This window comes from Peribacillus sp. NPDC096379 (assembly GCF_044762875.1).
GTDB lineage: Bacteria > Bacillota > Bacilli > Bacillales > DSM-1321 > Peribacillus.
The window spans coordinates 1,255-19,467 of the sequence record NZ_JBIWFD010000013.1 but is presented as its reverse complement, the minus strand read 5'-3'; the positions used below and the strand labels follow the sequence as shown (position 1 = coordinate 19,467).

At 35.7% G+C, this 18,213-nt stretch carries 17 protein-coding genes; 7 read left to right on the top strand and 10 right to left on the bottom strand.

Annotation, left to right across the window (positions count from 1 at the left end):
- The first annotated feature begins 614 nt into the window (after window positions 1-614).
- Window positions 615-818, top strand: a complete 204-nt coding sequence (locus tag ACIQZI_RS23945) for a Spo0E family sporulation regulatory protein-aspartic acid phosphatase (RefSeq protein WP_403078285.1) — start codon at window positions 615-617, stop codon at window positions 816-818.
- A gap of 228 nt (window positions 819-1,046) precedes the next feature.
- Here ACIQZI_RS23945 and ACIQZI_RS23940 read toward each other — a convergent pair whose 3' ends face one another.
- Together ACIQZI_RS23940 and ACIQZI_RS23935 are read right to left on the bottom strand one after the other, a co-directional pair.
- Window positions 1,047-1,169 (bottom strand): YjcZ family sporulation protein, encoded by a 123-nt coding sequence (locus tag ACIQZI_RS23940; protein WP_082191334.1) that lies wholly within the window; start codon window positions 1,167-1,169, stop codon window positions 1,047-1,049.
- A gap of 556 nt (window positions 1,170-1,725) precedes the next feature.
- Window positions 1,726-1,953 carry a hypothetical protein gene (locus tag ACIQZI_RS23935; RefSeq protein ID WP_403078280.1) on the bottom strand — a complete coding sequence of 76 codons (228 nt, stop codon included), beginning with the start codon at window positions 1,951-1,953 and terminating at the stop codon, window positions 1,726-1,728.
- A 159-nt stretch (window positions 1,954-2,112) separates the two neighbouring features.
- Here ACIQZI_RS23935 and ACIQZI_RS23930 point away from each other — a divergent pair, with 159 nt between their 5' ends.
- Entirely contained in the window at window positions 2,113-2,337 is a 225-nt protein-coding gene (locus tag ACIQZI_RS23930) for a ribbon-helix-helix domain-containing protein (protein ID WP_403078277.1), read from the top strand.
- A 129-nt stretch (window positions 2,338-2,466) separates the two neighbouring features.
- Here ACIQZI_RS23930 and ACIQZI_RS23925 read toward each other — a convergent pair whose 3' ends face one another.
- The 3 genes from ACIQZI_RS23925 to ACIQZI_RS23915 form a co-directional block, all read right to left on the bottom strand.
- Window positions 2,467-3,129, bottom strand: a complete 663-nt coding sequence (locus ACIQZI_RS23925; RefSeq protein WP_403078274.1) for a replication-relaxation family protein — start codon at window positions 3,127-3,129, stop codon at window positions 2,467-2,469.
- Window positions 3,129-4,289, bottom strand: a complete 1,161-nt coding sequence (locus tag ACIQZI_RS23920) for an FtsK/SpoIIIE domain-containing protein (RefSeq protein ID WP_403078271.1) — start codon at window positions 4,287-4,289, stop codon at window positions 3,129-3,131. Before ACIQZI_RS23920 ends, ACIQZI_RS23925 begins: the two co-directional genes overlap by 1 nt.
- Window positions 4,290-4,371: 82 nt before the next feature.
- Window positions 4,372-4,707, bottom strand: a complete 336-nt coding sequence (locus ACIQZI_RS23915) for a hypothetical protein (RefSeq protein ID WP_403078267.1) — start codon at window positions 4,705-4,707, stop codon at window positions 4,372-4,374.
- Window positions 4,708-5,139: 432 nt separating this feature from the next.
- On the opposite strand from ACIQZI_RS23915, the gene ACIQZI_RS23910 reads away from it, so the two are divergent.
- Window positions 5,140-5,364 carry a helix-turn-helix domain-containing protein gene (locus tag ACIQZI_RS23910; RefSeq protein WP_403078261.1) on the top strand — a complete coding sequence of 75 codons (225 nt, stop codon included), beginning with the start codon at window positions 5,140-5,142 and terminating at the stop codon, window positions 5,362-5,364.
- Window positions 5,365-6,367: 1,003 nt separating this feature from the next.
- On the opposite strand, the gene ACIQZI_RS23905 is transcribed toward ACIQZI_RS23910, so the two are convergent.
- The 3 genes from ACIQZI_RS23905 to ACIQZI_RS23895 all read right to left on the bottom strand — a co-directional run bounded on the left by ACIQZI_RS23905 (window position 6,368) and on the right by ACIQZI_RS23895 (window position 9,629).
- A complete protein-coding gene (locus ACIQZI_RS23905; RefSeq protein ID WP_062187349.1) occupies window positions 6,368-7,051 on the bottom strand; it encodes a hypothetical protein in 684 nt (227 codons plus the stop codon).
- A gap of 1,002 nt (window positions 7,052-8,053) precedes the next feature.
- Window positions 8,054-8,479, bottom strand: a complete 426-nt coding sequence (locus ACIQZI_RS23900) for a hypothetical protein (protein ID WP_062187347.1) — start codon at window positions 8,477-8,479, stop codon at window positions 8,054-8,056.
- A 7-nt stretch (window positions 8,480-8,486) separates the two neighbouring features.
- A complete protein-coding gene (locus ACIQZI_RS23895; protein WP_062187345.1) occupies window positions 8,487-9,629 on the bottom strand; it encodes an Alp7A family actin-like protein in 1,143 nt (380 codons plus the stop codon).
- A gap of 415 nt (window positions 9,630-10,044) precedes the next feature.
- On the opposite strand from ACIQZI_RS23895, the gene ACIQZI_RS23890 reads away from it, so the two are divergent.
- The 4 genes from ACIQZI_RS23890 to ACIQZI_RS23875 all read left to right on the top strand — a co-directional run bounded on the left by ACIQZI_RS23890 (window position 10,045) and on the right by ACIQZI_RS23875 (window position 16,123).
- Window positions 10,045-10,482: a VOC family protein gene (locus tag ACIQZI_RS23890; RefSeq protein WP_403078255.1), complete on the top strand. Its 438-nt coding sequence runs from the start codon at window positions 10,045-10,047 to the stop codon at window positions 10,480-10,482.
- Between the two features lie 606 nt (window positions 10,483-11,088).
- Window positions 11,089-11,655, top strand: coding sequence for a TetR/AcrR family transcriptional regulator (locus ACIQZI_RS23885; protein ID WP_403078252.1), 567 nt, complete (start codon window positions 11,089-11,091; stop codon window positions 11,653-11,655).
- 60 nt (window positions 11,656-11,715) lie between these two features.
- Window positions 11,716-14,817 (top strand): MMPL family transporter, encoded by a 3,102-nt coding sequence (locus ACIQZI_RS23880; protein ID WP_403078249.1) that lies wholly within the window; start codon window positions 11,716-11,718, stop codon window positions 14,815-14,817.
- Between the two features lie 826 nt (window positions 14,818-15,643).
- Window positions 15,644-16,123 (top strand): hypothetical protein, encoded by a 480-nt coding sequence (locus tag ACIQZI_RS23875; protein WP_403078246.1) that lies wholly within the window; start codon window positions 15,644-15,646, stop codon window positions 16,121-16,123.
- A 651-nt stretch (window positions 16,124-16,774) separates the two neighbouring features.
- On the opposite strand, the gene ACIQZI_RS23870 is transcribed toward ACIQZI_RS23875, so the two are convergent.
- Both ACIQZI_RS23870 and ACIQZI_RS23865 read right to left on the bottom strand, forming a co-directional pair.
- The gene (locus tag ACIQZI_RS23870) at window positions 16,775-17,122 is read right to left on the bottom strand and encodes a helix-turn-helix domain-containing protein (RefSeq protein ID WP_403078243.1); all 348 of its coding nucleotides are present in this window, start codon (window positions 17,120-17,122) and stop codon (window positions 16,775-16,777) included.
- A gap of 127 nt (window positions 17,123-17,249) precedes the next feature.
- Entirely contained in the window at window positions 17,250-17,828 is a 579-nt protein-coding gene (locus tag ACIQZI_RS23865; RefSeq protein ID WP_403078240.1) for a tyrosine-type recombinase/integrase, read from the bottom strand.
- Window positions 17,829-18,213 lie beyond the last annotated feature (385 nt).

Here is an 18,213-nt window from a genome sequence, read left to right as displayed (position 1 = left end):
TTTTGGACAGATCTTTTGGAAATTATAGAATCCAACGGCCATCATTCAACTGCTAAATGGACAAAGTAGTTACAAAAACAATGGTTTTTGGTAACCATCATGAGTTAATCGATCTGCAAATTGCTTTTTTGGTATTTCTGTAACAAACTACTTTATGGTCCATGACAGCAACCCTGTCACTAGGCCAAAGGGGTGCTTTAGCGCCATAAAAATGCTGCCAGATGAAAGCCTTTTGAAAGTATGATTCTAACGAAAATCATACTTTTTTATGCAGTTGAGAGGTTTCTTCAGAAGCCGAAAACGTTGATGAATAAACAATAAAAAAAGACGTTAAACCCCTTGGTGCTCAAGGGTTTTTTAGTATGATCACTTCCTAAAATCGACTTTATGTTCACTGACTTGAAGGTCATACGTATTTTACATGGAATCATACATATATGAGTTTGAGTGCAATGAGGGTGAACAATCTATGAGTGTAGATCAAAAATTCTACTGTCATTTTATAAGAACTTTTGTCAGGTGTATTCCAATTATGTAGAATGTTTTGCATAATATTGCTTGTATGTAAATTAATGAACTAAACAAATAAAAAAAGAATGACCAGGGGCGTATGGATGATGTATACAGAGGTCGATGAATTAGATGGAAGGATCAATCAGATGAGAAAAGTTTTGATCCAGATTGCAGAAGAAACTGGCTTAAATAGCCATGACACCCTTTGTTACAGTCAAAAATTAGACGAGCTCATCACGATTCATCAAAAATTAAAGATTGATAATATACAAAAAGTTGATCAAAAATCCTGTATTGTCATTTAATATAGGATTTTTTTCTTTTTTATTAGCAGATCCTTTTTTCATTGCCTATAAGCGTGATTATGTAAACTCTTCTTAATAAAATAAGAGGAGTTTTTAAAACTAGCTTATAGGAATAATGGTGACAACAGTTCAAGAAGAAGACCCCTTTTGGTGGTCTGCAAAAATGTAAAGATTACATTAACCAACTTAAATTTAAAGAAGGACGACCATACCGGTCGTCCTTACTTCTTAAAAGAATCCTCCGCCGCCGCAACTACAGGCAATAATGATTAAGAGGATAAACAATACGATAATCAAGGCAAAGCCGCCGCCGAATCCTCCGCCACAACCGCCATCAACAAAACCTGACATATATAAACATCTCCTTTTTCTAAAGGAGGTACTACATGGGCTAATTAATTGTATGCTTAAAATAATGAAATGACACAAATATAAGCATGTTTATATGATGATATAGGACTTTTAACTATATTTTTAGTGAAGATAAGCTCATTCACTAAATTAATGCATAGCATAGAAAATAGAAATGGTTATAGACCCCACTCCAGACAAAAAATATCGATCTCGACCACCAATTTGGTGGTCTTTTCAATGTACGAAAATAACTAAAATCGTACATTCATTTAAAAATAAGAAATCCTTATTCCCTAAGAAAAAAACGTATGATTTTTTGATCCAATACGTTTTTTTTTGAAATAGCTATCAAATCTTAATATAATTAGTACTAATCTATTGGATTTTAAATTAATTTTTATATACTGAAATTACCATGTTCCTAGAAAGAAGGAGTGTGTAAATATGGACAAGCAAGCATTAGGGGGTAGAGTCAGGGAAATGTAGATTTACAACGCTAAACTAATTTCAACATTAAAAAGTCGATTCCCGTTAAATGCCGTTTCCTGTTGATCTAGAAACCACCCGTTTGAAAAAAATCAGAAAACCAAATTATTAGCACTAATCCTATAATTAAAGTCACAAAATAACAAATCATGCTTATTCCTTTTAATTTAATATCAACTTCTGCTTTCTTTTCTAATTTACTAATGTAGTTATTCACTAACACTAAACCAAATAAAGGAATAACTCCTAAAAAAGGTTTATCTACCATAAATAAAACTACAACTAATACAATCACCGCAAGTAATATTCTAGTTAGTATTGTTTGAATAAAAATCCCTCCTACTATTCTTTCTTTAACTCTTCTGCCCTTTAGTTTAAGTGTATCACTTCACAGTCTCAATAGAGTAAAGTTTATTGGTACATAACTAAATCACTGTTAAATTAGGAGTTCATAATGTCTCATAAGACTTGTATCAAAATGCTTATCGTTGTAAATTCGCATTTTCGGGAATGTACCCCATTAGTATCTTTATTACCTCCTCAATTAATCGAAGAGCTTCAAAGTTTATCAGATAAAACAAACATATCAATTTCTGAACTTTTAGAAATATCCGTAATATCTCTTCTAAAGAAGATGAACAGTACTACCGAACCGAAAATTTTTGGGGCTAATAATTAAAGAAATGATATTGAAAAATAAAATCATCATTAGTCAGAATAAAGAACTATTAAATAAACATAAAAGTCTATAGGTTTGTTTTTTTATTAAACTAAAGATAGAGGCGATATTGACCGCCCCCCTGCCCCGTTACCCTATATTTATCTTGATTTCGTTTTTATTTTTCGAATCTGCTGTTTGCTCTCTTGTTTTAGCAGCAAACCCTAAAAACTGTTTTATATCCTGCACTTGAAAGAATTGGACCCCAGAATGACGCGGTAAATTATATCGGGTATCTGTAATCAGTATGATCTTAGGGAAAATCTTTTTTTCTGTCGGTTGCCATGATTCTTGTTGCCATTCGTTGCTCAAGTAATAAGAGGCATAGCGCATAAATTTCTCATTCATGACCTTTTCGGAATAGACTGATCGCTGGATCTCCACGAAGAATGGCGCACGTTTCCAGATCATAAAAGCATCTGGTTCCATGTAACCTTTTCCGTATTTAGGTTCGACTATGAATTGTGAGGATAGTTCAAATTTCATCAGTGATTTATAAAACTCAACGATTTTAAGAAAATGTGGGATTTTTGCTGATTCTTTTTTTATAGGAGCGGGTGAAGGGAAATAGATATATGGTTGCTGGGTCGTATTTACTTCTATATAGCCATCCCTTCGCAACCTCTTCAGAACCGTATTACAGCATGTTATGGGGTTCCGAAGACCTTCGAAATGCAGAGCGATAATATCGTCCCTTGTCATGCAACGAAAGCGCGTCAGGTCGGATAAAATATTCAAATCTCGTTTTCTCATTAGTCCAACACCTCAAATATGGCATCGGTAATTTGCGAATCGTCGTCAGAAGGCTTAAGAGGATCTTTAAACGGTTTATTAGTAAAAGGTGACTTATGACTCTCTAAAATACTTTTCGCCTCGTCTAAGGCTAAGTATGGAGCCTGTATCTCCTTTAATCCGTCTTGCCCTTGCAACTTTAGCAACATTCTTCCGTTTTCCTTCAATTTTTCACTTCCCGGTGTACCGATAATTCTCGCGTTAATCAGATCGGCACACTTAAACCCCATTCTAACGGTTAAATTGTTCTTTAAAGCGCCCTCTAAGAGTTTTGCGTCGGGTCTCTGCATAGAAAGTATTAAGTAGATGCCTAATGCTCTTCCAAGGGAGCTTATGTCCTCCACGATAGCCATGATTGCTTTCTCTTTACGTAGCAAAGATACTTCATCGATACAAAGGATAATATAAGGCGGTGAATCTGGTAAGTCATCGATGTGTGAAAGTTCATGAGCATCTAATAAATCGCCACGTTTCTTTAATTCATCGTTGAGGTGAGCCAGCATTGCTGCCATATCGACAGGGCTTACAAGAACGGATTGAACATGTTTCACCCTGCGGAATATATGAAATTCAGAACGCTTTAGATCACATAAGTACAACTGCAGGCGGTCTGGATTTTTAAATTGGATTAACGAGCTCAAAATTGAGCGCAGTTGAGTGGATTTACCTGATCCTGTTTCGCCTGCTATGAGCAAATGAGGGTGATCCACCATGTCATATAGCACGTTAGCTCCGTTCATATCAGTGCCACAGACGATAGGTAAACGCATTTTATTCGCTTGTTCTCGGAACAAATCAGCGTCATAACGGATAAGACGTGAACCGTTTCCTACGTACACTTTGAGCGTAAAAACCTTGGTGTCTCCTTTAATCTCGATCTTTTCCCCAAATACTTGCATGAAACAATATTCCTTCTTCTTAATTTCCTTTGGATCCATGCCTGTAGGAATCGAAAATACATACGTCAGCGACTTTTCCTTCCGACTGATATTCACGGAAAGAATCTTTGGATAAACAAGACCAGAGTTGGACCCGTAAGAATACCGGTTACCTATTTCCCCAATCCTAAATGCTTTCACAAGCTCTGCTTTTGCTCTGTGTTTCGCTAACCACATTTTCATATGCTCACCTCAAATGATTTAGTTTAAAACGCTGGTTCAGGATGAACTTCTGTTTTTAACTCTGGTACATCGTGTACCAGACCTACCAGAACAGGAATTTTAAATCATTGACCAGGTACCATAACGCCACCATGCCAGCTACAGGAAAAGTGATACGAAGGAAAGCAGAGATAAAGGCAGCTATTGAAATGTTTCCCGTATCAGCTACCCCTTTTTCTATTAACGCAATCAGGAGAACAGCAGCGCCGATTCCGATAAATACCGGGTCAATCAATGCTGCAGGATGCAGCGGAATAAATGAGAACAGAATAGGTGAGTTGTTGCCAGTTGTGGCAACGTTGTTATGTTCTTTTTTCATGAATGCTTTAAAATCAATGGTTTCTGTCTTACTCGATATAAAAGGCAGATTAAGTAACATGATGTATCCTCCTTAGATCCCCTCAATTTTGTGGAGATTTAACCAGCGCAATTTTACGCCGGTTGACTCCTCAGATTTGAAGAGTGAAATTTCCCTTTTTAAGCGCTAACTATGGCGGGGCAAAATTTTTCTTTTCCCCCTCTCATGCTCTCCTCCCGTCCATTCGCCTTTCGGCTCATTCTAAACACTTTCGTTTTTCCTTCTATATCAATCCGGATTGGTTCATTACTTTGGTAAGGGTAGCAAGGTAGATACTTTAGTAATTACTTTGGCTAGAAGTTGCTAACTACCAAATTAGCTGCCTTGATAAAGCTTATGGAGACTGCTTGTACATGTTTCACACTTTGTTGGCGAAAATCACATTAATGTGAATAAAGACCAAAATATTAGTCAAGAATGGTGGACATACAATAAATCAGGAGGTTGATCCGTATGTTTGGGTTAGGTAAAAAAAGGTCTGCGTTCGGTAAGTTTCTCGATAAAAATGGAATTACACAGCAAGAGCTTAGCGAAGTCAGTGGGGTAAACAGGAATAGTATAAGCAGAATAACGCAGTCAGATGAAAATAAACCGTCTATGAAGAACGCCTCAAAGATTATTAAAGCATTGAAAAAAGCCGGATATAAGGTGGATTATGACGACTTCTGGAGTATGTAAATAATACGAGGCAAGACTCCTGTTTAAAATCAGGCATGGAGGTATGCTTTTTTGTTGGTTGAGTATGTAGCCTTCTTTTCTTTGTTAACTTTAGCGATTGCGAATACATACTTCATGAAATACGAATAAGAAAATTAGGGTTAGTAAAAAAAGCCCTCATAGAAAACTGGAATCACATAGAAGAGATCCTGAATCATACATAGAATATGATGGTGGATATTTCCATTAAATATCTAACCAAAAGCTCATGATAGGCGGAAAAAAGCCTAATTATGAAAAAATAGATGAAAGGTATTAAGATTCTTTGGAAGTGCTATAAACCGCAGGATGGGGACAGTCTTAGAACGAATAGAAAAAGAAAAGAACTGTTGATTTTATTGTAGTGAAAGGGTTTAACGTACATAGGGAGGAACTTCAGGAAGATGCGGTTATCTTAACTTCGATGTGAGAAGTATTGGAATACAATGGCTCTCAAATCATTTACATGCATTTATGATGTCTTATAATAAACTGTTTCATATAAATTCATCTCATTCCCAATACCGATATAGGGATTAAAGCATTGAATTCCTTTAGGACTAATATTAGATATATCCTCAATGAAACTGCCCTGTTTGTTGAGCAAGAACAGTACCATAATCGATCATTTACTCTGTTTCTCTTCCTGAGACTTAACACTTTGTAGTACGTGAAATAAGTTGATAAGTCTTTATCTTTCCCCCCCCCCTACGAATGCTGATACGATAGTGTTTTGGAGAAGCTATTTTGTAGGGAGCTGTAGATTACATAGAGGTAAATTCGAAGGTAATAATGATTAAAAATATATTCGTTATGTTTATTTTAGAATTAATCTCGCTAGAATATATAAGGAACTAGACAATATGAAAAGTAACAGAATCAACTAACTCCCCCAAGAACCTTTATGCTTCAAGGGAGAGTTTCTAAGTGACCATTCTGTTTACTCTTAAAAATTGCGTATAAACGATCAATAAGTCGAAATATATTATATCTCTAATCCCATTTCGGATTTTAAATAACTTTCAAAATGGTCATTTTTATAGTTGCGTATAAACGCGCTTTTTTTGTCTAAATCTACTTCTTTTCTAAAGAATCCTACCTTTTTCAGACGTTCTGTTTCAGGCAGTTCCGACCAGGTTTTTTCTGCATCTTCTTCTAGCTTGCGTTCTATTTTTTTTTGTAACATTAACTCTTCAAATCGTTTTGTTCTTTGTTCTTCTGGGGATTGTTGTTTCGGTAAAGTGGTTAGTAATTGATTATATTGATTTTTAAGTTCTTCCATTTGCGTCGCAGCAAGTTCTGCAAATGTTTTTTGGACTTCTGCAGTAATTTGGTTCTTTAGGGCCTCTATGTTGTCCACATATGGTGCTGGTTTGTCCTCTTTGGGAGGAAATGGTCTTAAACTCGTAAAGTTGGTCAGCTCTCTAGAAATGGCCACGAGGGCCCACTTTTCTTCTCTTTTTTTCTTTATAAAAACGGCAATTTTTAAGTCTAATTCGTCATAAATTTTTTCATTTGTTTCTACAGTACGGTTGATATAATGGATACGATCTTTTTCTAGCCGTTTAAACCAGCCATCAACTGTATTAATATGTATGTTTGAGATATCTAGATTTTTTCTTAATTCTTCTACAAAATCGCTGATTTTCCAATACTTAGGTTCATTCAATTTTTTTACCTCCTTTTTAAATTTTATGTGCACTGAGCTTTTATTTGGATGACATACAAAAAGTTGTGAAGTTGTTTGTTTTACTGGTCTTTATGGACCAGTTGTTAGTCTATAAGTAGACCATATACCACTTGTGGCACACAGTAACATTAAACATTATAATAGATAGTTAAAATAAAATAAAATATTGAAAGCTTTCTATTCATCATTAGTTATGAATAGATGGTTTATATGTATCCCTGATTAATAAGGTATTTGACTTGCTAGTCATAATAACCTGCATCAAATTATGACTATTTTTGTCTATAGAAAACCTCCCTATGAAAATGTGGAGAATCTTGTAAGGAGTCAATAATGAAAATGAGCATGTATTAGGTTCTACATGTAGACCATCGGTCACAAATGGTCTACATTTTTTTGGGGAATGTAAAGCATATGTAGCGTGTGGTCTATATGTATCCCTGATTAATAAGGGATTTGGTTTGCTATCCTTAGTATCTTGCATCCAGTTATGACTTACTATTTGTGTTCATGGAAACGTTCTATGTAACTACGTGTAAACCTTGTCATCGGCAGTAATGAAAATGAGTGTTTATAAGGTTCCACATGTAGACCATTGGCCACAAATGGTCTACGTTTTTAAGGGATATGTAAAGGATGTGTAGTCTATATGTACACTTGAATTTATACGATATTTGAACTGCTATTCATAATACATTAATCAAATTATAACTACTGTTTTAGTTTAGCGAAAAATAGTGTATGTATAATAAGTAGTTTAAACCTTGTCATCGGCAGTAATGAAAATCAGTGTTTATACGATTCCACATGTAGACGACTAGCTACATGTGGAATACATTATTAATGAAAAAGTAAGGTTTGTATAGTGTGTGGTCTACATGTATCCTTGATTAATACGGTATTTAAGCTGTTATTTATATTATCTACATCAAAATATGACGATTTTTGTTTAATGAAAAACCCCCTATGAATAGAAGGGGGTTAATCGTCGTCGTCATCAAAATCCAAGAATGCTTTTTGAGCGAAATTTTGAATGGCTGCATTCGCTTTAAAGGAAGAGGGATTTTCTTCCTCATTTTTTTCAGGTTGTTGATTTAAATCAAAGGGTGAATAAGGTTTTTTAACTACTTGATATAGGAGCTGGCTAATTAATGCTTTTGTATGCGGATGATTTAACCAATCCAATTCTTCAGATGTTAGCCCTTTAGGAAGGGGGACGTTCATTTGATTACCATTTGAAGTACTTAAAGCTTTATGTGAAACAGCATCAATAAAAATTGAAGCTATATTGCTACTGAATTTTCTACCAGCTTTTTTCTTGTTTTCTGTTAAGTAATTAAGTACATGTGAAGGGGTGTCAGACGGTAATCGAAACGAAAGAGATTTTCCAGGCTCAAATTGTTCCATTTTCAGTTCACGCTTTTGTTAACGTGGTATTTTGTGTTGTAATCCCTTTGCTGTTTGCATACATAAGTAGAATTTTGAAATAAGCACGAGCAATCATCCATACACTATCATCTTCAGATACGAATCGAAGAGGGTAGTTTTTATCTGCTTGATTTAATTTAGTAAGGTAAGGCTTTAATACTAGGGAGCCACCGCCGGTTTGATAAGCAAGTCGAATATCTGGTACATTACGCCACATATCTTTGATTAACTTATATTCTTCTTTTGCTAAAACAGATAATTCTTCATCAATGATATCTTTAATAGAGACTCGAGTTCCATTAACCCAGATATGATATTGTTCTTCAGGTTGTTCATTCGTGATGATCTCAACAAGAGTCCGTCTACTCTTAATGGAGTATTTATATTTAGAATATACCTTCCGAATTATGGTATCTAAATACGTAGATACACCTCTTTTTATACCATTGCTATATTCATTGTCTACTTCAGCTTCATCCGTAATAATCGCGGAGTCCGTTGAAAGACCGCCTATATCGTTGATTAGTATCGTCTTCCCTAAAAGCTCTTCGTTTTTAGTGGAACCGTCATTATTTGTCGTTAAATCTACAAATGCGGCAAATCCCTCTGTATTTACGAGTACTTGTTCAAACTTTATCCGTACAATTTTTCCTTCTAGAGAAGGTGTTTTTAAAAATTTCACTTCATGCTGCGAGTTTTTTAGCTTTTTCCTGAAATCTTTTGCTTTGCCTTGTTTAGTTTCATCTAAGGGCAATCCCGTAGATAAATAATAAGTTGCTTCTATTACACCATCTTCTTCGGGAAATTGCTCTACGGCGTCATAAGCAAGGGTTGTTAATAACATAATAACTGGTTGATCACTGTCGGCTTTATCCTGGTCGGGAGTCAATTCGTCATTATTCGGGTATTTAGATGCCAGTTTTCCGACTGCAAAACTACCATTTTTACTTTTTAAAGCAGAGGATGTAATTTCTACATGTAAGGCATGTAACGAATTTTTTTCCATTTCAACAATTTCACGATTTTGCACATTCGCTATTACGTTGGGTATGTATATCCGGTTAGTAAGATCTCCTAAAAAGCCCTTAACAGCATCATTTCCAATATCAATTGATACGAATCTAGCCATAGTTTAGTAGATTCCTCCTTAGTTTCATTTATTTTCATATTAAAGCTAAATCTATTGTATGCTATTTGTATGCAAATTTCAAGTTTGTATGCGAAATGTATGCAAATAAATTAGTATGACAATAAAGGTGTTAAAAAAGCCAGTCATTATGTTCAATTAAAGGGCAGTATTGTTCAATAATCAAAGGGAAACATTGAGGAAAAATAGGTGGAAAGTATATGAATAATTATCCCCAATTGACACCGTTAGGGAAATGAGGAAGGAGTTTAAAAATAATTTAATACAAAATTAGTGAAATAATTCTTTTCTTCACTGGCAATGCTGGTATCTTATTATTATATTAATCGTCCCTTTGTTAATACTAGAATTTGAAACAGTATATTGCAAAATAACAGGAACATAGGAGGTATGAAATTTGAAGATCCAAAGAATAGATCATGTGGGTGTAATCGTAAATGATCTCTCTGCCGCTAAAGAGTTTTTTCTCGATTTTGGACTTGAGGTGAAAGGGGAATGGGAAATGGAAGGAGAGTTGATGGGATATGCAGTTGGGCTTAATGACGTTAAAGTAGCGTGTGTAGGATTGGGAATGCCAGACGGTCAGACATGGATAGAGTTAATCAAATTTTATACGCCGTCAGATGAACAAGATATTCAGCAAACCTTTGCAAATACACTGGGTATCCGACATATTGCATTTACTGTTGAAGATATTGAAGCTGTTGTTGCCAAATTGAAAAAGAAGGGTACGGAAATCTTTAGTGAGATACAGCAATATGAAGAAAGTTATAAATTATGCTACGTTCGTGGTCCAGAGGGAATTATTTTGGAGTTGGCTGAGGAAATCAAATAAGTAATGTTAATTAAAATGAAAGTACGACTCTTTGTTACTTTCTATTTTTTTAGTTTGTGAAGACATATACTTAAACTCCCATGAAAATTAAAAAAGCCCAAAAACTAAAAATGAGCATAACAAAATTAACCCAGTAAAAACACTTTTTAAAAAAGGCTGAACCTCTGAGTAATCATTATAGAGTTGGATTGATAAATGAAAGCATCTTCCTTCTTTTTAGAATAAAGGCAAGGCTGGTGCAACCAAAAAGGATTAATCTCCCATAAGTGCTACCCATATAGGGCGCGACAGTCTGTGATGCACCGTGGTCGTTGGAGTTAGACTAACGGATGGGTTCTATGGCACCATAGTGTATCGACCTTCTTCGCCAGCCGTAGAAACAGTATAGACAAGGGTATCCATTTTCATTCTCTGTGATGAAGCGCTGATTTTTGCGCTTCATGGGTGGCTAACAGGTTCCTTGAGAGGGAGAAGGAATAAACGACGAATACTTTGGGGAAAGCTAACGACAAGTTAGTTTGTATTATTATTACTTGACTAGAAACAGGTGAAGTTTTACAATCAAATACGGAATGAATATTCATTCCTGAGAATGAGGTGATAAGAATGTCAAAAAACAAACAAGAAGATGTATTTGAAGCAGCAATGCAATTATTTGCGGAACGCGGTTATGATGGAACGACGATACCGATGATAGCGGATAAAGCAAAAGTGGGTGCAGGAACAATTTATCGTTATTTCGATAATAAAGAAGCTCTTGTTAATTCTTTATTTACGAAATGTGTTCTTCAGTTTTCTGAAGCGATACGATCTGATTTGCCTTTTCATTCAACGATCCGTGAACAATTTACCCACATTTTTAATCGATTATTTGATTTTGCAAGAAATAATGTTGAAGCATTTCTTTTTATCAATTCTCATGAGGGTGGTTATTATCTTGATGATCATAGTAAAGAAACGTTCAATGATTTTCTAAGCTTTATTATAGGTGTAATAGAGAATGGACAAGAGCAAGGGTTTATTCGCTCATTACCATCTTGTGCTTTAATTGCTACTGTTTATGGTCCTGTTGTCATGTTAGTTAAGATGATGGAGACGGGAGAATTAACGTATACAGAAGATTTGCTAAAAGAGCTTGAAGAAAGCTCTTGGAATGCTATTAGAATCATTTGATTCTTTAGCATTTAATACGGAATGAATATTCATTCCAAAGTCGAAGAAAGGTGATATCATATGAAAAAGTTAAAAAGCTGGAGAAGTCTCTCCTTTGTTTTATGGATAATCGTAACGATTGTCATGTTAATGACAATGCCTAGTTTAGATCAACTGGCTAAAGAAAAAGGACAAATTTCAGTTCCAGAAACGGAACAAAGTGCAATTGCAGATAAAATGATCGCACGAATGGATAAAGATGGTGGTGAGACTTATGGAATAATAGCTGTCTTTAACAGTGGAAGCGAAAAAGCTTTCACCGATGAACAAAAGGAACAGATAGCTTCTGTTATAAATGAATTAAAAGACAAGAAAAACGAACTTAACATTACCGAAATCACCTCGCATTTAGATAGCGAAGAAATAGAAAAGCAGTTAGTATCGAAAGACAACACTACCATTTTGGCACAAATATCTGTTGACAAAAGCCAAGGTGAAATATCAGAAGTTGCCGCGGAACTGAATGAGGTTATTGAAACAAAAGGAATTAAAACCTATTTAACAGGAAGTGAACTGGTAGGAAATGACTTTGCTAATTCTACTCAGGAAGGTGTAAAGAAAACAGAAGTTATTGCTATTATCTTTATTCTTGTTGTGCTAATCATTGTCTTTCGCTCACCGATTGTTCCGTTCATTTCTCTTCTTACAGTTGGTGTTTCTTACTTGGTATCAATGGGAGTAATTGCACAAATTGTAGATAAATTCAATTTCCCTTTTTCTAACTTTACTCAAGTGTTTGTAGTTGTGGTATTGTTCGGGATTGGAACAGATTACAATATCTTATTATATACAAGATTTAAAGAAGAATTAAGTAAACAGAAAAATGCGTATTTAGCTGCAAAAGTGACGATGAAATCAGCAGGGAAAACAGTATTATACAGTGGAGTGGCGGTATTAATCGGCTTCGCTTCTCTTAGCTTAGCAAATTTCAACTTGTATCAAGCAACTTCGGGTGTAGCGATTGGGGTTGCGGTGCTACTTCTTGTGTTAATTACGTTAAATCCTTTTTTTATGGTACTTCTGGGGAAAGGGATGTTCTACCCGATTAAAAATTTTAAAGGGCATGCCGATAGTCGTTTGTGGGGCTTCCTTGTAAAAAACTCTGTAGCAAGACCGATCATAGCTCTTGTTCTTGTTTTTGCTTTATCGATCCCTTTTATCCTAAATTATTCTCAATCATTGAATTTCAACGACTTATGGGAAGTGGACAATAAATATGCATCGAAGCAAGGAATTAACGTCATAGAGGAACACTTTCCTCCAGGCTTTTCATCTCCAGCAACACTGGTGATTCAATCAGACAACAAATTGGATCAGGTTGGTTCATTACAAGCTTTAGATGAATTAGCTGAGAAAATTGAGCAGGTTGAAGGTGTTTCGGAAGTATACTCCCCAACCCGCCCAACCGGAGATAAGATTAAGGAATTATATATAAATGATCAAGCAAGTGAACTTAATGAAGGCTTAGGTGATGCTAATAGTGGAATCGGCGAAATTAATGACGGATTGACTTCTGCAAAAAATCAAATGGAAAACAGTGACTCAAATGATCTTGCTAATGTGCAAAGACTGATTGATGGAACGACTAAAGTGGAGAATGGTGTTTCAGCATTAGGTGGTGCCATGAACCAATTAACAGAAGGGATAAATAGTGGTGCTACAGGAGCACAAAAAATAGAGAACGGTTTAGCTTCATTAAATGAAAATATGAATAAATTGTCTAGTGCAGCTTCTCAGTTATATACAGGTTACAGTCAATTGGAAAAAGGGTTAAGCTCTTATGGACAATATTTCGGAAGTATTTCGCAGGCAATTGATGGCGCGAAAGCAGGGTACCAGCAGGTGGAAGCCTTAATGAATAATTTGACTGAGGCTCAACCGGAATTAGCGAACGATCCAAACATTCAACAAACAGTGGGAATTGCTGTAACGGCGCAGCAACAATTAAATGAGCTTTCAAGTCAATTAAATCAATTAACAGTTCAGCATCAATCTGCCATGGCCTCGTTTAAAGAGGCAAATCAATCACTTGCTCAGGTTAATGAAGGTATGGAGCAAATGAAGAGTGGCATTGTACAGCTACAACAAGGGACAAATGAGTTGAAAAATGGATTGAATGAAGGTGCGAATGGTTCAGAACAAATTGCGAGTAAAACAACTGATCTTACATCAGGATTGACTCAAATTAATAATGGCCAGGAGCAATTATTAAAGGGGCTTAATGACTTACAGAAAAAAATGGGACAATTGCAATCAGGCTTATCTGATAGTACCGAGGGACTTGATCAAGTTAGCAATGGTCTAACTGATGCTAAAAAGTATTTAACCGGACTTAGTGAATCAAAAAGCTCTGAAAAATTCTATCTTCCACAAGATGTATTAGAAGGAGAGGACTTCCAAAGAGCGTTAAATACGTATATGTCCGCTGATAGGGAAATTGCTAAAATGACAATCATTTTAGATGTAAATCCTTATTCACAAGAGGCGATGCCAATCATTCAAGACATTAATGAACAAGTGAATGCTTCATTAAACGGTACAGATTTAAAAGATGCAAAAATAGCAATTGGTGGGACAACAGCTAGAAACGTAGACCTAAAGGATGTAACACAAGCAGACTTCTTGCGTACAGCAACGATTATGTTAATTGGGATTGCGCTTGTTCTGATGGTCATCACACGGTCTATATCTAATTCGATATTTATTGTTGGTTCATTAGTGCTAGTGTACTTTGCATCTCTTGGTATTGGAGAAGTAATTAGTTCACATATTCTAAATATAGATAATCTAAGTTGGAATGTCCCATTCTTTAGTTTTATTATGATTGTTGCATTAGGAGTGGATTATAGTATTTTCTTGATGATGCGATATAACGAGTTAGAAGGCGATCCAGCAACACGAATTGTAGAAGCCTCCCGTCATATCGGTGGAGTAGTATTATCCGCTGCCCTTATTTTAGGAGGTACATTTGCTGCTTTAATCCCATCTGGTGTCTTAACACTGATTCAAGTAGCATCTGTTGTAATAATTGGACTATTATTGCTCAGCTTACTAGCCCTACCAATTTTATTGCCAGGTTTAATGGGATTAACGAACAAACTTAATCGTTTGAATAAAAAATAAAAGAGAGAAAAGAGGCAGTGCTAAAAGCATTGCCTCTTTCTTAATAAACATGTCACAATTATTTAGAGCCACTCTCCCATGAAAATAAAAAAATCCCGAAACCTAAAAATGAGCATAACAAAATTGATCCAGTAAAAACACTTTTTAAAAAAGGCTGAGCCTCTGAATAATCATTATAGATTTGGATTGATAAATGAAAGCATCTTCCTTCTTTTTAGAATAAAGGCAAGGCTGGTGCAACCAACCAAAAAGGATTAATCTCCCATAAGTGCTACCCATATAGGGCGCGCCAGTCTGTGATGCACCGTGGTCGTTGGAGTCAGACTAACGGATGGGCTCTATGGCACGATAGTGTATCGACCTTCTTCGCCAGCCGTAGAAACAGTATAGACAAGGGTATCCATTTTCATTTTCTGTGGTGAAGCGCTGATTTTTGCGCTTCATGGATGGCTAACGGGGTGCGTTAGTGGAATAAGGAGATTTAAAATAATCAATCTTTTTTATAAAAAAACAGTTCTAAAATAAAAGCAAGCAATCGTTTTGATCAATTTTTATTCAAAACGATTGCTTTTTACATTCAGTAAAATCAAGGATTTAGAGTGATTTATAATCAAACTTTATTTTAAAACTACAGATGTACAACGATTAGATTTTGGTACAAGTCTTATGAGACATAATTAAGCCTAATTTATATATAAATTAATTGTGTATCAATAGGTTCTACTCTATTGAGATTGTGAAAGAATGCACTTAAAGTAACGGTAAAATAATTGAATAAAGAAACTGGATTATTGTGGTAAAATCGAATTGTAAAGGGGGAGGTAAAATGAAAAAAATACTCACGCTACTATTTACAATACTGGTTTTAACAGCTTGTACGGAAGTTACTAAAAATGAAGTCACTAAAGATGAGGTGACTAAAAAAGAAGTTACTAACAATAATTATAAATTTATTGGAGAAAGTGAACATTGGGACGCTGAATATTCTTATAAAGGAACAGAAACATGGGAAGATAATGACGGAACAAAGACTTACTCTAACGAAGATAGTGATGAACTTGTATTAAAATATAAGGGTTCTTTAGAAGAGTTATCTTCCATGCGAAAACTTGAATACTCTTATACTACAAGTAGTAGTAGTGGGGGATCAACAAATGAATTCACTGAACCTCCTAGAGAATTAACATTTACTTCTAAAAGTAGTTCGGAAGGTGGGGCAAAAGTAAACGAAGATGAAGTTATACAAGTACATGTAAAATGGGACGAATTTGAAGAGTCATTTGAACTGCATAATAAAAAGAAATAGATTTGTTGAACTAATAGGTGTGTTCATTTAGTAAGCTAATAAAAAAGTCGATTTCCTGTTTTGGGAATCGACTTTTTTAATGGATTTAAACTTCTTTAGCGTTGTAAAGCTGTATTTATCTGATTCTACCCCTATATCTATAAAAGGGCTATGCTCCACGCAAGGTTCGGGTAGTATTTTTTGAGCAACCCACCCAAAAAATCTCCGCCCTTTCTCTCTTGCATTCCGCATTTTGGCAGGTGAGCGCATGTCGCCAAGCCGAACATACTCAAAACGAGGATTTTCGGAATTTGGCTTGCTCTGACCATTGTACCTGCCAAACCGCCAGTGCTTCCGATCCTCGTGTGGATCTTTAGCTTTATTTTTTACACAATACAGGGGCTAGCCCCTCTTGCTACCGCAATTCACCCTAGCCAACCTCACACCTCAAAACAAGGGAGAATAAATCTAATAAAAGACAGGAGTTGATTTCTAACGGGTTCGGTTGATGAGAAGAAAAATGCAAATGACAATGTGAATATCATGCCAATCAGCATATATTTCAACAGTAAATTAGCAATATAAATGACAAGCAAAAACGCTCAGACTTCTGAGCGTTTTTTTTAGAAATATCTTATTATCCTTATTGAACTAAAGCCCCTCGGTAGTGAATTATCGGTTTTCACTCTTATACTGCAACCATTTATCTATTTCTGCTTTTAAAAATCTTTCCTGATTATCGATTTTTAAATATGGAATAAAATGATAAGTGTCGTAGCTACTTAATTTTGCCTTCTCCAAGTCATCTTTCTGAATAAGGTTTTCTATTGATTGTTCACTTATCTGAAGGTATTCGGAAAGTTCTGTTCTAGTCATTAAATCAGGTATTGAATTCGTTATCGATTGTGAATTATTGCCTTTACTCGCTGAATTCGAACAAGTATTACTAAAAATAAAAGCTGATATTACTATTGATAATCCCAATATAAATGCACTAATTAAATAAGTTGTCTGTTTCAAACTTTTTAATCCCCCAATTTATTAATTTGTTTTAACACAATTTTCCTCTACTCTTAAAAAATAAATTCGCTCTTCTATTAGCTGTTTGTTTTATTAACTCAAATTTCGCGTTATTTGAGGGGACCGTCTATAAAGAGAAATCCTTTAACGTTTCGTCGATTTCGTCTTGCGTAATCCCGATATATCGTTTGGTGATCGATGGGGCAGAATGGTTAAAGATATTTTGCAGGAAGGCCAAGTCCTTGGTTCTCCGATAATACGCATATCCGAAGGTCTTGCGCATCGTATGCGTACCGATGTCATCCCTCCCGATCACTTCTCCGGCCTTCACAAGCGCTCTATAAGCTTGTGTGGGTGTAATTGGGTCCATTCCCTTCCGATTTGCAAACAGGTACTCTCCGTCGCTCATATGAGCTGTATAATCTTCAATTTCTTCCCTCAGCTTCACCGGCAACATAAATCGCTTTGTTTTATTCGTTTTTTTCTCTCGAATTACCACATGCGTTGTTCCTCGTACATCCCCAACGGTCAACGGAACCATATCGTTGACTCGAAGACCGGTATTAATCCCAAAGACAAACAAAAAATAGTCCCGTTCGGAACCATATCGCCGTAGCGCCCATTTCATATCTTCGATTTTTTTGGCCGTTCGCAACAGCTGCACGTTCTTTTCTTTCGTGATTTTCCTCCAATATCGTACAATCAACGTATGATATGGATAGTTTATCAAGAGGGCCCAGTTATATCAACGAAATAAATGTACGAAAATATGTATTTTCGTACATTCAAAAGATTTCCAAGACGGGGTCTTCTTCTTGAACCAACGCCACCCGTTAGCTTATTAAGCTAGATAAAAAAACTAAAGCAAAAACGCTGTCCAAAAGAAAACTTTTGGACAGCATCATCTAGATATAATTCGTTAATTTTAATGTTAACTGACTTTCTCGATATCCATGCGAGGGAAACCAGATCCTCAAAATCCCATGCCAGGACCGAATCCCATGCCAGGACCGAATCCCATGCCAGGACCGAATCCCATGCCAGGACCGAATCCCATGCCAGGACCGAATCCCATGCCAGGACCGAATCCC

Coding starts and splice junctions, on each gene's coding strand:
- ACIQZI_RS23920 (WP_403078271.1), bottom strand. CDS start 4,289: ATGAAAATGTGGTTAGCGAAACACAGAGCAAAAGCAGAGCTTGTGAAA.
- ACIQZI_RS23925 (WP_403078274.1), bottom strand. CDS start 3,129: ATGAGAAAACGAGATTTGAATATTTTATCCGACCTGACGCGCTTTCGT.
- ACIQZI_RS23875 (WP_403078246.1), top strand. CDS start 15,644: ATGAAAAAAATACTCACGCTACTATTTACAATACTGGTTTTAACAGCT.
- ACIQZI_RS23940 (WP_082191334.1), bottom strand. CDS start 1,169: ATGTCAGGTTTTGTTGATGGCGGTTGTGGCGGAGGATTCGGCGGCGGC.
- ACIQZI_RS23945 (WP_403078285.1), top strand. CDS start 615: ATGATGTATACAGAGGTCGATGAATTAGATGGAAGGATCAATCAGATG.
- ACIQZI_RS23915 (WP_403078267.1), bottom strand. CDS start 4,707: ATGTTACTTAATCTGCCTTTTATATCGAGTAAGACAGAAACCATTGAT.
- ACIQZI_RS23930 (WP_403078277.1), top strand. CDS start 2,113: ATGTCTCATAAGACTTGTATCAAAATGCTTATCGTTGTAAATTCGCAT.
- ACIQZI_RS23895 (WP_062187345.1), bottom strand. CDS start 9,629: ATGGCTAGATTCGTATCAATTGATATTGGAAATGATGCTGTTAAGGGC.
- ACIQZI_RS23900 (WP_062187347.1), bottom strand. CDS start 8,479: ATGGAACAATTTGAGCCTGGAAAATCTCTTTCGTTTCGATTACCGTCT.
- ACIQZI_RS23910 (WP_403078261.1), top strand. CDS start 5,140: ATGTTTGGGTTAGGTAAAAAAAGGTCTGCGTTCGGTAAGTTTCTCGAT.
- ACIQZI_RS23885 (WP_403078252.1), top strand. CDS start 11,089: ATGTCAAAAAACAAACAAGAAGATGTATTTGAAGCAGCAATGCAATTA.
- ACIQZI_RS23880 (WP_403078249.1), top strand. CDS start 11,716: ATGAAAAAGTTAAAAAGCTGGAGAAGTCTCTCCTTTGTTTTATGGATA.